The 11,828-nt window shown below is 68.4% G+C and carries 14 protein-coding genes; 1 reads left to right on the top strand and 13 read right to left on the bottom strand.

Annotation, left to right across the window (positions count from 1 at the left end; translation table 11 throughout):
• Window positions 1–159 precede the first annotated feature (159 nt).
• Window positions 160–750, top strand: coding sequence for a cob(I)yrinic acid a,c-diamide adenosyltransferase (locus OIE67_RS37810; RefSeq protein WP_106248186.1), 591 nt, complete (start codon window positions 160–162; stop codon window positions 748–750).
• 31 nt (window positions 751–781) lie between these two features.
• Here OIE67_RS37810 and OIE67_RS37815 read toward each other — a convergent pair whose 3' ends face one another.
• The 13 genes from OIE67_RS37815 to OIE67_RS37875 all read right to left on the bottom strand — a co-directional run bounded on the left by OIE67_RS37815 (window position 782) and on the right by OIE67_RS37875 (window position 11,708).
• On the bottom strand, window positions 782–1,162 hold the full coding sequence (locus tag OIE67_RS37815; RefSeq protein ID WP_106248184.1) for a DUF2550 domain-containing protein: 381 nt from the start codon (window positions 1,160–1,162) through the stop codon (window positions 782–784).
• Between the two features lie 29 nt (window positions 1,163–1,191).
• The gene (locus OIE67_RS37820) at window positions 1,192–1,593 is read right to left on the bottom strand and encodes a F0F1 ATP synthase subunit epsilon (protein ID WP_106248183.1); all 402 of its coding nucleotides are present in this window, start codon (window positions 1,591–1,593) and stop codon (window positions 1,192–1,194) included.
• Between the two features lie 69 nt (window positions 1,594–1,662).
• Window positions 1,663–3,111, bottom strand: coding sequence for a F0F1 ATP synthase subunit beta (gene atpD / locus OIE67_RS37825; RefSeq protein ID WP_326629536.1), 1,449 nt, complete (start codon window positions 3,109–3,111; stop codon window positions 1,663–1,665).
• Window position 3,112: 1 nt separating this feature from the next.
• Window positions 3,113–4,015: a F0F1 ATP synthase subunit gamma gene (locus tag OIE67_RS37830; RefSeq protein WP_326629538.1), complete on the bottom strand. Its 903-nt coding sequence runs from the start codon at window positions 4,013–4,015 to the stop codon at window positions 3,113–3,115.
• A 3-nt stretch (window positions 4,016–4,018) separates the two neighbouring features.
• Complete coding sequence (gene atpA, locus OIE67_RS37835; protein ID WP_326629540.1) at window positions 4,019–5,668, bottom strand: F0F1 ATP synthase subunit alpha; 1,650 nt, start codon at window positions 5,666–5,668, stop codon at window positions 4,019–4,021.
• A gap of 23 nt (window positions 5,669–5,691) precedes the next feature.
• Entirely contained in the window at window positions 5,692–6,501 is an 810-nt protein-coding gene (locus tag OIE67_RS37840) for a F0F1 ATP synthase subunit delta (protein ID WP_326629542.1), read from the bottom strand.
• Window positions 6,501–7,061 carry a F0F1 ATP synthase subunit B gene (locus tag OIE67_RS37845; protein ID WP_219912223.1) on the bottom strand — a complete coding sequence of 187 codons (561 nt, stop codon included), beginning with the start codon at window positions 7,059–7,061 and terminating at the stop codon, window positions 6,501–6,503. Before OIE67_RS37845 ends, OIE67_RS37840 begins: the two co-directional genes overlap by 1 nt.
• 31 nt (window positions 7,062–7,092) lie before the next feature.
• On the bottom strand, window positions 7,093–7,323 hold the full coding sequence (gene atpE / locus OIE67_RS37850; protein ID WP_106248174.1) for an ATP synthase F0 subunit C: 231 nt from the start codon (window positions 7,321–7,323) through the stop codon (window positions 7,093–7,095).
• Between the two features lie 70 nt (window positions 7,324–7,393).
• The gene (gene atpB / locus OIE67_RS37855; protein ID WP_106248173.1) at window positions 7,394–8,191 is read right to left on the bottom strand and encodes a F0F1 ATP synthase subunit A; all 798 of its coding nucleotides are present in this window, start codon (window positions 8,189–8,191) and stop codon (window positions 7,394–7,396) included.
• Window positions 8,192–8,258: 67 nt separating this feature from the next.
• Window positions 8,259–8,474 carry an AtpZ/AtpI family protein gene (locus OIE67_RS37860; protein WP_245956295.1) on the bottom strand — a complete coding sequence of 72 codons (216 nt, stop codon included), beginning with the start codon at window positions 8,472–8,474 and terminating at the stop codon, window positions 8,259–8,261.
• Window positions 8,475–8,539: 65 nt separating this feature from the next.
• Window positions 8,540–8,962, bottom strand: coding sequence for a hypothetical protein (locus tag OIE67_RS37865; protein WP_326629548.1), 423 nt, complete (start codon window positions 8,960–8,962; stop codon window positions 8,540–8,542).
• Window positions 8,963–9,092: 130 nt separating this feature from the next.
• On the bottom strand, window positions 9,093–10,385 hold the full coding sequence (locus tag OIE67_RS37870; RefSeq protein WP_326629550.1) for a glycosyltransferase family 4 protein: 1,293 nt from the start codon (window positions 10,383–10,385) through the stop codon (window positions 9,093–9,095).
• 57 nt (window positions 10,386–10,442) lie between these two features.
• Complete coding sequence (locus OIE67_RS37875) at window positions 10,443–11,708, bottom strand: serine hydroxymethyltransferase (protein ID WP_326629552.1); 1,266 nt, start codon at window positions 11,706–11,708, stop codon at window positions 10,443–10,445.
• Between the last annotated feature and the right edge of the window lie 120 nt (window positions 11,709–11,828).

Consider the following 11,828-nt stretch of genomic DNA (forward strand, 5'->3'; position numbering starts at 1 on the left):
AATCATCCGCCCGATATGGATCCCGCGTCCGATCGCGATGACATTTGTCATGCCACGGCGATCACCGCTGACCTTCTCCAGGCCGCACCTCGCTCAGGGCCGGACGCGACCGCAGGCCGTCCGCGGGTGCCGTCGGCGGGGGCCGTTACGCTGGGGGCCATGACGCGCGCCGACAAGGACAAGCCGGTCGTCCTCTCGAAGATCTACACCCGGGCCGGTGACGACGGCACCACGGGGCTGGTCGACGGGAGCCGCACCGCGAAGACCGATCCCCGGCTGGCCGCCTACGCGGACGTGGAGGAGGCCAACGCCCACCTCGGCCTGGCACTCGCGCACGGCACGCTCCCGGCCGACCTCGTGGCGATGCTGATCCGGGTGCAGAACGAACTGTTCGACGTCGGGGCCGACCTGGCCACGCCGGTCGTGGCCGATCCCGAGTTCCCGCCGCTGCGGGTGGAGCCGTCGTACATCGACTGGCTGGAGGAGCAGTGCGACCGCCTCAACGCGGATCTCAAGCCGCTGCGGAGCTTCATCCTGCCGGGCGGCGATCCCGCCACGGCCGCGCTGCACGTGGCCCGGGTGACCGTCCGCAGGGCCGAGCGTACGGCCTGGGCTGCGCTGCAGGCGCACGACGACGTCAACCCGCTGACCGCGAAATACCTCAACCGCCTGTCGGACCTGCTCTTCATCGCCTGCCGGGTGGCCCACGCCGGCGACGAGATCCTCTGGAAGCCCGGCGGCACCCGCTGATCAGGGCCGCTCCCGCCCTATGCGGCGATCGCTAGGCGACGTCGAGGTAGGCGCTGGGCGGGGCGGACTCCAGCCAGGCCAGGAACCCGGTGAGCGCGTCGGCGCTCATGGCGAGGGAGATGCCCCGCGTGGTGCCCCCGCAGTCGACCGCGTAGAGGCCGCCGTCGATCTCACGACGGGCGGAAACGACGAGGCCGCGCCTCGCGATAGCGTGGCGCGGCCTCAGTCGGACGCCCAGGAGCGGAATCCAGTGGAGCTCCCCGTCGGCGTAGCGGGCTATCCCGCTCTGCCATCCGTGCTCCGCTACGCGCAGGCGACAGGGTACGCTCCCGCGCGAGCGCGTCAGCATGACCGCGCGCAACATGACGAGGGCGGCCAGCAGCACCACGAGAATCACAACCGTCGCTACCATGCCGCCCCCCTGAGCCCCGCTTACCTGTATTAAACCTCTTCGCCCGCCGCGCGCAGGCGTGCCCTGGCACGCTTGGCCTCGACAGCCGCGTCGGCGTCCTCCTGGTCGGCCTCGATCGAGGCCTGGGCCCGGTCGAGAGCGTCACGGGCCGCCGCGACGTCCACCTCGGAACCTAGCTCGGCCACCTCGGCCAGCACGGAGACCTCGTCGTCGGCGACGGAGATGAAACCCCCGTGCACCGCGGCGACCAGCTCCTGCTCGCCTTCCCGCTTCACGCGCAGCACGCCGCCCTCGACGAGGACGCCGAGAACAGGTGCGTGTTGCGGCATGATACCGATCTCGCCGTCCACGGTCTTGGCAATCACCATGTCGGCCTCGCCCGACCAGATCTCACGCTCGGGTGAGACAACCCCTACGCGTAGCTTCGCCACCTTTGTAGGTTCCTTTCCGATCAGGTAACGGCGCGGGCTCCGCGGAGCCCGCGCCGCCACCATGGGCGATTAGCGGCCCTCGAGTTCCTTGGCCTTGGCGATGGCCTGCTCGATGCCACCGACCATGAAGAACGCCTGCTCGGGCAGGTGGTCGTACTCACCCGCGCACAGGCCCTTGAACGAGGCGATGGTCTCGTCCAGCGGCACGGTCTCGCCCGGCTGGCCGGTGAAGGCCTCGGCCGCGTACATCGGGTGCGACAGGAAGCGCTCGATGCGGCGGGCCCGCTGCACGGTGACCTTGTCCTCTTCGGACAGCTCGTCGATACCGAGGATCGCGATGATGTCCTGGAGCTCGCGGTACTTCTGCAGGATCCGCTTGGTCTCCTGGGCCACCCGGTAGTGCTCCTCGCCGACGATCTGCGGGTCGAGGATCCGGGAGGAGGAGTCGAGCGGGTCCACCGCCGGGTAGATGCCCTTCTCCGAGATCGGCCGCGACAGCACGGTCTGCGCGTCGAGGTGCGCGAACGCGTTGTGCGGGGCCGGGTCGGTGATGTCGTCGGCGGGCACGTAGATCGCCTGCATGGAGGTGATCGAGTGACCGCGCGTCGAGGTGATGCGCTCCTGGAGCACACCCATCTCGTCGGCCAGCGTGGGCTGGTAACCCACGGCGGAGGGCATGCGGCCGAGCAGGGTCGAGACCTCGGAACCCGCCTGGGTGAAGCGGAAGATGTTGTCGATGAACAGCAGCACGTCCTGCTTCTGCACGTCGCGGAAGTACTCCGCCATCGTCAGCGCCGACAGGGCGACCCGCAGACGGGTGCCCGGCGGCTCGTCCATCTGGCCGAAGACGAGCGCGGTGTCCTTGAGGACGTCCGCCTCCTCCATCTCCAGCCAGAGGTCGTTGCCCTCACGGGTGCGCTCGCCCACACCGGCGAAGCACGAGGTGCCACCGAAGTTACGGGCGACCCGGCGGATCATCTCCTGGATGAGGACGGTCTTGCCGACGCCGGCGCCGCCGAACAGGCCGATCTTGCCACCCTGCACGTACGGGGTGAGCAGGTCGATGACCTTGATGCCGGTGACCAGCAGTTCGGTGCGCGACTCGAGCTGGTCGAAGGGCGGGGACGGACGGTGGATGCCCCACCGCTCCTCGATCTTCAGCGACGAGGTCGGCACGTCGAGCGTCTCGCCCAGCGCGTTCCACACGTGACCCTTGACGACGTCGCCGACCGGGACCGAGATCGGCGCACCGGTGTCGGCGACCGCCTGGCCGCGGACCAGGCCGTCGGTGGGCTGCATGGAGATGGCGCGGACGATGTTGTCACCCAGGTGCTGGGCGACCTCGAGGGTCAGCGCCTTGGTCTCGCCGCCGAGGGTCACCTCGACCTTGAGCGCGTTATAGATGTCGGGCATCGCCTCGACGGGGAACTCCACGTCGACGACGGCGCCGGTGACTCGGGCCACGCGGCCAGTGCCGGCCGCGGCGGCTTCTACAGTTTCAACAGCCTCTGCAGTCATTTCACTCTTTCCCCGCTGCGGCGTCAGCCAGCGCGTTGGCGCCACCGACGATCTCGCTGATTTCCTGGGTGATCTCGGCCTGGCGAGCCTGGTTCATCTGCTGGGTGAGCACCCGCATCAGCTCGTTGGCGTTGTCGGTCGCGGACTTCATCGCGCGCCGCCGCGCGGCCTCCTCGGAGGCCGCGGACTGGAGCAGCGCGGTGAAGATGCGCGACTCCACGTAACGCGGGAGCAGCGTCTCCAGCACGTCGCCCGCGGTCGGCTCGAACTCGAAGTACGGCGGGATCGCGGTGGACTCCGACGCCTCGGTCTCCTCGACCTCCAGCGGCAGGACCCGCTTGACCACGACGTTCTGCGTGAGCATCGAGACGAACTCGGTCGAGACGATGTGGATCTCGTCGATGCCGTTGTCGTCCTTGAACGAGTCGATCAGCGTGTTCGCGATCTCCTTGGCGTCGGCGTAGGCCGGCTTGCGTGAGAACCCGACCCAGTTGCCGCCCATCTCCCGGTTGCGGAAGGAGTGCCAGGTGACACCCTTGCGCCCGGTGACGAACGGCACCACGTCGAGACCGCGGCTCTCCAGCAGCCCGCGCAGGGCCTCGGCCTCGCGCAGCACGTTGGCGTTGAAGCCGCCGCAGAAGCCGCTGTCGCTGGTGACGATGAGGACGCCCGCCTTGGCGGGGTTCTCCTTCGCCACGGTCAGCGGATGGTCGACGCTCGCGGCGTTGCTGACGACGCCCGTGACGGCGCGAGTGATCTCACGCTCGTACGGCAACGCCGCCTGCATCCGCTGCTGCGCCCTCACGATCCGTGAAGAGGCGATGAGCTCCTGGGCGCGCGTGATCTTCGCGGTCGACTTGACCGAGCTGATCCGCCGCCGCAGCAGCCTTAGCTGGGCACCCATGTCCTACTTCTTCTCCGCCGGCCGGACGACCTTCTTGATCTTCTCCTGGCCCACCTCGTTGGCGGCCAGCGGCTCGACCGGCTCGTCCTTGACCAGCAGCTCGCCCGAGGAGGTGGTGAAGCCCTTCTTGAACTCCGTGATGGCGTCCTTCAGAGCGGTCACCGTGTCGTCGACCAGTTCCCTGGTCTCCCGGATGGTGTCGAAGATGCCCTTGTGCGAGGACTGCAGGTAGTCCAGGAACTCGCTCTCGAAACGGCGGACGTCCTCGATCGGCACGTCGTCCAGCTCGCCCGTGGTGCCGGCCCAGATCGAGGCCACCTCGCGCTCCAGCGAGAACGGGCTGTACTGGGCCTGCTTGAGCAGCTCGACCAGCCGCTGACCGCGCTCCAGCTGAGCCTTGGAGGCGGCGTCCAGGTCGGAGGCGAAGGAGGCGAACGCTTCGAGGTCGCGGTACTGCGACAGCGACAGACGCAGCGTGCCCGCGACCTTCCGCATGGCCTTGGCCTGGGCGGAACCACCGACTCGGGACACCGAGACACCGACGTTGATGGCCGGGCGCACACCGGCGTTGAACAGGTCGGTCTCGAGGAAGACCTGGCCGTCGGTGATGGAGATGACGTTGGTCGGAATGAAGGCCGAGACGTCGTTGCCCTTGGTCTCGATGATCGGCAGACCGGTCATCGAGCCACCGCCCATGTCGTCGGAGAGCTTGGCGCAGCGCTCCAGCAGCCGGGAGTGGAGGTAGAAGACGTCGCCGGGGAAGGCCTCACGGCCCGGCGGGCGGCGCAGCAGCAGCGAGACGGCGCGGTAGGCGTCCGCCTGCTTGGTCAGGTCGTCGAAGACGATCAGGACGTGCTTGCCCTGATACATCCAGTGCTGACCGATGGCCGAGCCGGCGTAGGGGGCGATGTACTTGAAGCCCGCGGCCTCGGACGCGGGCGCGGCGACGATGGTGGTGTATTCCATCGCGCCGGCCTCCTCCAGGCGGGCGCGCACCTGCGCGACGGTCGAGCCCTTCTGGCCGACCGCGACGTAGACGCAGCGGACCTGCTTGGCGGGGTCGCCTGAGGCCCAGTTCTCGCGCTGGTTGAGGATGGTGTCCACGGCGATCGCGGTCTTGCCGGTGCCGCGGTCGCCGATGATCAGCTGACGCTGACCGCGGCCGATCGCCGTCATGGCGTCGATCGCCTTGATGCCCGTGGCCAGCGACTCCTTCACGGGCTGGCGCTGGACGACCGTGGGGGCCTGAAGCTCGAGGGCACGAGTGGCCTCGGCCTCGATGGCGCCCTTGCCGTCGAGCGGGTTGCCCAGGGGGTCGACCACGCGGCCGAGGAAGTTGTCGCCGACGGGCACGGACAGGACCTCGCCCGTCCTGCGGACCGTCTGGCCCTCCTCGATGCCGCTGAACTCACCCAGGACGACGACACCGATCTCGCGGGTGTCGAGGTTGAGTGCCAGGCCGCGCGTACCGTTCTCGAACTCCAACAGCTCGTTCGCCATCGCCGAGGGAAGGCCGGAGACATGGGCGATACCGTCGCCGGCGTCGACGACGGTCCCGATCTCCTCGCGCGCGGCGCCTTCCGGTTCGTACGCCTGGACGAAGCGCTCAAGCGCGTCCCGGATCTCGTCCGGCCGGATCGTAAGCTCCGCCATCTCTACTCTGTCTCCCTCTTCGCCTAGCCGGCCAACCGGCGGCGGACTTCTTCGATTCGTCCCACAATGGTGGTGTCGATGATCTCGTCGCCGATGCGGACCGAGAATCCACCGAGCACTCGCTTGTCCACCTCGACGTTCAGGTGCACGTCACGCCCGTAAGAGGTGCTCAGCCACGTCACCAGGCGCGTCTTCTGCGCCTCGCTCAGCTCGACCGCACTGCGCACCACCGCCACGAGGCGCTGGCGCTGCTGGGCCACGAGCTGGCCGACCTCTTCCAGGCCTGTCTCCAGGCTACGCCCGCGCGGGTGCACAACCAGCTGCGCGATGAGACGCAGGCTGGACTGGGCCACCTTGCCCTCGAGCAGGCCGCGCAGCAGTTCGCGCTTGCCCTCCTCGGGGGCGGCCGCGTCGGCGAGCGCACGACGCAGTCCGGGGTTGCCGGCGACGATGCGGCCGAAGCGGAAGAGCTCGTCCTCCACCTCGTCGAGCCTGCCCTGGCCCTCGGCCTCCGCCGCGGCGGAGACGACACCGAGCCGTTCGAGCACGTCGGCCAGGTCACCGGCCCGCGACCACTTCGCCGAGACCGCGGCCTCGGTGGTGGCCAGGGCCGCCGCGCCGACCTTGCCGTCGAGCAGGTTGTGGACGACGCGCGCCTTCTGCTCGGCCGCCCTGGCCGGGTCGGACAGGGCGCGGCGCAAGCCGTGCTCGCGGTCGAGCAGATCCGCGACCGCGAACAGCTCGTCGGAGAGCGCACCGAGGTCGGCACTGCCGGCGACCGCGTTGAACCGCTCTTCGACTTCGGCCAGCGAGGCCCTGCTCAGACCGCGCATCAGCGCACCGCCTGCGCGTTCGGGCTCTCCAGCTCGTCGAGGAACCTGTCGACGATGCGGCTCTGGCGGGCCTCGTCCTCAAGGGACTCGCCGACGATGCGCCCGGCGAGGTCGGTCGACAGACGGCCGATCTCCGTGCGGAGCTGGGCGAAGGCCGCCTGGCGGTCCGCCTCGATCTGCGCGTGCGCGGCCTCGACGAGGCGGCGCGCCTCGGCCTGGGCCTCCTCGCGCAGCTCGGCCTTGATCTGCGCGGCCTGCTCGCGAGCCTCCTCGCGCAGCCTGGCGGCGTCGCGACGGGCCTCTTCGAGCTGCTCGGTGTAGCGCTTCTGCAGGGCCTGAGCCTCCGCCTGCGCCTCCTCCGCCCGCTTGATGCCGCCTTCGATGGCGTCGGTGCGCTCGGCCAGCGTCTTCTGGATCCGCGGGATGAGCATCCGGCCGACGACGAAGAAGACGACGGCGAACGCGAAGATACCGACGACGAGCTCGTACGTGTGCGGGATGAGCGGGTTGCTCGAGTGCTCCTCCGGCGCGGCGAGAAGCCTAGCTGCCATGGATGTCATGAGTGCAGCCTTTCGTCAGAAGGGCGGTCTATCAGATGCCCTGGAAGATGAACGGCGCGACGAGACCGATCAGGGCGAGGGCCTCGGTGAGGACGAAGCCGAGGAGCATGTTCTGGCGGATCAGACCGTAAGCCTCCGGCTGGCGGGCGATGGCCTGCACGCCCTGACCGAAGATGATGCCGACGCCGATGCCGGGGCCGATGGCGGCGAGACCGTAACCGATGGCGGTGACGTTGCCGGAGACCTCAGCGAGAATGCTCATTGCTGTTATTCCTTTACTGAACGGCCGGCGACTCGGTGTCACCGGTCATGGATATTCCGGTATGTGGATCTCAGTGCTCTGCGTGCAGCGAGCCGCCGATGTACATCGCGGCCAGCATCGCGAACAGGAATGCCTGCAGGAACTGGATGAACATCTCGAAACCCGTGAGGATGATGGTCATCACCACGCCGACGACACCGATCGGGGCGCCCAGCGGCGAGAGCTTTTCGAACAGGAACCAGAAGCCGACCATGCTGAAGAACGCCAGCAGCATGTGGCCGGCGAACATGTTGGCGAACAGTCGGACCGCGTGCGTGAACGGCGCGATGATCAGGTTCGACAGGAACTCGATCGGCGACAGCAGCAGGTAGATCGGCTTCGGCAGCCCGGGGGGGAACATCATGTTCTTGAAGTAGCCCCAGGCGCCCTGGTGCTTCATGCCGAGGTAGACCTTGAGCACGTAGATCGACAGCGCCAGCACGGCGGGGAAGGCGATGTGCGAGGCCACCGGGAACTGCAGGATCGGGACGACGCCCATGAGGTTCCAGACCAGGACCATGAAGAACAGCGTCACCAGCAGGCCCATCCACCGGTCGGCGTCCTTCCCCAGGAAGGGGCGGGCGACCTGGTCGCGGACGAACATGTAGCCGTACTCGACGACGTTCTGCACACCCCTCGGCACGACCTTGGGGTTGGCGAAGGCGGCCCAGCAGATGCCGATCACGAATACCGCGCTGAGCAGCGCGAGCAGGACCGGCTTGGTGAACCATTCGACCCCGGGAATGATGGGCGGCAGGTTGAACAGCTCTTCAGGCGTAGGCGCCCCGAACTGGTCGGCTGGTGGAGCGAGGACCGTCAGCGCGTTCACGCGGCGTTCCCTTCAACGTCGTAGTGATTCACAAGGGTTTCCTCAGCGAAGCGATCGCTGCGTCGGGCTAGCGACCGGACTTCCGGTAGGCCAGATAGCCACCGAGCACGACCCCCAGGACGACGCCTATGGGGAAGAACGCGGACATGTCCAACCAGCGGTCCAGCAACCAGCCGAGACCGCCGTAGAAAGCCATCCCTGCGAGCAGATAGCTGGGGACTGACCACATGGCGTCGGCGAAGTCGCGACCGTCTTCTTCCGGTCGGCGTTCCTGTGCGCTCATCGCGGCCCCGACGATAGCAGGCGAGTGGAGGACTAGTCATATCGGACCCCGTCCGGGAGTCGGCCTCATGAGTCGCCCTTACCGGGGACCCGGGCCTCGGGGTCGACGTAAAGCATCTTCGTCTTGATGAAAGCGCGCACCTCGAAGCCGGTCCACACCAGCGTGCAGACGACGACTGTCCAGGCGAAGGCCCGGGAGTTCCAGGCCGTGGTGTCGCCGAAGGCGCTCAGCACGAGCATGATGACGACGACCTTGACGAGATAGCTGAGCATCGCGGCGATCGCCATCATCTGCGGGGAGACGCGGGCGGCGTACGACACCGCGACCACACTGATGCTGAAGAAGATCCCGACGAGCAGAGCGCCGATGCCGGCGCCGAGCGCCCCCTTGCCACCTGCCGCCAGCAGCGCCACGACCACGGCGACCACTCCGACAGCCAGAGTCGGGATCGCGGCGCTCTTGAGTACGCGCACGTCGTTGGCCTGCATCAAAGCTCCATCAGCAAGTTATCAAGCGAGCGTTTGCTACCCCCAGAACCGGTACGTCTGGAGTCCCTGCTCGTGAAAGATATCACAAGCTCACGGAAGACCGCTTTTACCTGCCGTTTCTAGTTCGCGATCAAGAACGGCTCGGAAAGACGGGAATGACCGGATTGCCGTCGGCCGTCGCGCGCGGTGCGGACGGGCCGCCCTCCGCGGGCGGCGGCTGCCGTCTGACCTGCGGCTCCGGCAGGATCGGCGGCATCGGCCCGGTCGGCGGGCCGTCGTCGTCTTCAGGGTGCTTGCCTCTCGGCGCGGAGTGGGAGCCGCCCCTGCCCCGCCAGCGCGGAGCCGCCATCAGGACCAGCACGGCCACGGCGAGGATGATGACCACCGGGAACATCAGCACCGGCACACCCTGGCGGGACATCAGCACCACGCCGAAGGCGAACAGGAACGCCCACGCGTACATGATCAGCACCGACTGGCGCATCGAGTGGCCGATGTCGAGCAGCCGGTGGTGCAGGTGGCCGCGGTCGGGCGCGAACGGCGACAGGCCCTGCGAGGTGCGCCGCACCACGGCGGTGATCAGGTCGATCAGCGGCAGCACCAGCACCGCGGCCGGCAGCATCAGCGGCAGCAGCACCGGGACCTTGTTCATGTCCTCGATGGCCGCCGGGTCGAGCGGGGTCACGGTGACGATCGAGGAGGCCAGCACGAGGCCGATCAGCATCGCGCCGGTGTCGCCCATGAAGATCTTCGCCGGATGGAAGTTGTGCGGCAGGAAGCCCAGGCAGGTGCCGATCAGCACGGCGGCGATGGCGGCGGTCGTGGTGATGTTGCCGACGCTCATGCTCTGCGCCAGGAAGATCGAATAGGCCCAGGTGGCCATGGCCGCGATGCAGACGATCCCGGCCGCGAGCCCGTCGAGGCCGTCGACGAAGTTGACCGCGTTGATGGTCACCACCACGACCAGGATCGTGATGATCGTGCTGAGCGTGTAGTCGAGGCTGGTCGAGCCGCCCCAGTCCTTCGGCAGCGGGATGTAGAGCAGGCGCAGGTCGAAGGAGACCAGCACCCCGGCCGCCGCGATCTGGCCCCCGAGCTTGATGAAGGCGTCCATGCCCCACCAGTCGTCGAGGAACCCGGTCACCGTGATGAGGCCACCCGCGACGATGAGCGCCGTGACCGCGTTGGCCTCGGACTGGGCCAGCGCCTGGCCGGTATGGGTGAGCTGGCCGGCCGTCAGCAGACCCACCACCAGCCCGCCGTACATCGCCAGCCCGCCGAGCCTGGGCGTCGGCGTGGTGTGCACGTCGCGCTCGCGAACCTCGGGCATGGCGCCGATACGGATGGCGAAGCGACGCACCAGCGGGACCAGGAGATAGGTCACCGCTGCTGAGATGAGCGCCATGAAGAGGTATTCGCGCACGTACCTAGTTTCCCGGATGCTCCGGCCGACTGTGACCGGAAAACGACACAGACCCGCTTAAAATTCGCTCAGATATGGCTGATGGATGGCGAGAAGCGCCGCCACCCTTGCCCTCACCTCCCCTGCGCAGGCCGGGTCCAGCACCGCCCGCGCCACCAGGGCGCCCACCTCTTTGAGATCTTGGGGCCCCATCCCCTGCGTGGTCACGCACGGGGTGCCGACCCGGATCCCCGAGGTGACGGCCGCCGGCTCGGGATCGTACGGGATCACGTTGCGGTTGAGCGTGATGCCCGCCGCCGCGCACCTGCGCTCCGCCTCGGCCCCCGACACCCCGGCCCCGCGCAGGTCGATCAGCGCCAGATGGGTGTCCGTCCCGCCGGACACCGCCCGCATCCCCCGCACCGCCAGCGCCTCCGTCAGCGCCCGCGCGTTCACGATCACCTGCCTGGCGTAGCCGGCGAACTCCGGCCGCATCGCCTCGCCGAACGCCACCGCCTTGGCCGCCACCACGTGCATCAGCGGCCCGCCCTGCACGAACGGGAACACCGCCCGGTCGATCCGCCCGGCCAACTCCTCCGTGCACAGGATCGCGCCGCCGCGCGGCCCGCGCAGCGCCTTGTGCGTGGTGAACGTCACCACGTCCGCGTACGGGACCGCCGACGGGATCGCGCCACCCGCCATCAGCCCGATCGGATGCGCCACGTCGGCCAGCAACCACGCCCCCACCTCGTCCGCGATGCCGCGGAACGCCGAGTAGTCGATCAGCCTCGGGTACGCGGTCGCGCCGCACACGATGAGCTTCGGCTGGTGGCGCAGGGCCAGGTCGCGCACCTCGTCGTAGTCGATGAGCTCGGTGTCGCGGCGCACGCCGTACGAGACGACGTCGAACCATCGTCCCGAGAAGTTCACCTTCGAGCCGTGGGTGAGGTGACCGCCGTGCGGGAGCGCCATGGCCAGCATCGTGTCGCCGGGCTGCAGCAGGGCGGCGTAGGCGGCCAGGTTCGCCGAGGCGCCGGAATGGGGCTGCACGTTCGCGTGCTCGGCCCCGAACAGTTCGCGCGCCCGCTCGATCGCCAGCTCCTCCGCGCGGTCGACGACCTCGCAGCCGCCGTAGTAGCGCCGTCCCGGGTAGCCCTCGGCGTACTTGTTGGTCAGGGTGGAACCCAGGGCGGCCATGACGGCGGGCGAGGTGAAGTTCTCGCTCGCGATCAGCTGGATGCCGCCGCGGACCCGGTCGAGCTCGTCGACCAGGATCCGGGCGATCTCGGGATCCCGCTTCCGCAGCAGCCCGAAGTCCGGACCGTAGTAGGGCTCCGTACCCATTTCCCCACTGTACGACCGTATGTCCGTTTCTCCCATACACCGGTCATGCCCGGAAATCTCCCCTCATGCCAGCCACCGACCGGGAAGGCACGTCTCACGACGACCAGACACGCCCCAGGA

It is taken from the genome of Nonomuraea fuscirosea, from assembly GCF_035917475.1.
GTDB classification, from domain to species: Bacteria; Actinomycetota; Actinomycetes; order Streptosporangiales; family Streptosporangiaceae; genus Nonomuraea; species Nonomuraea fuscirosea.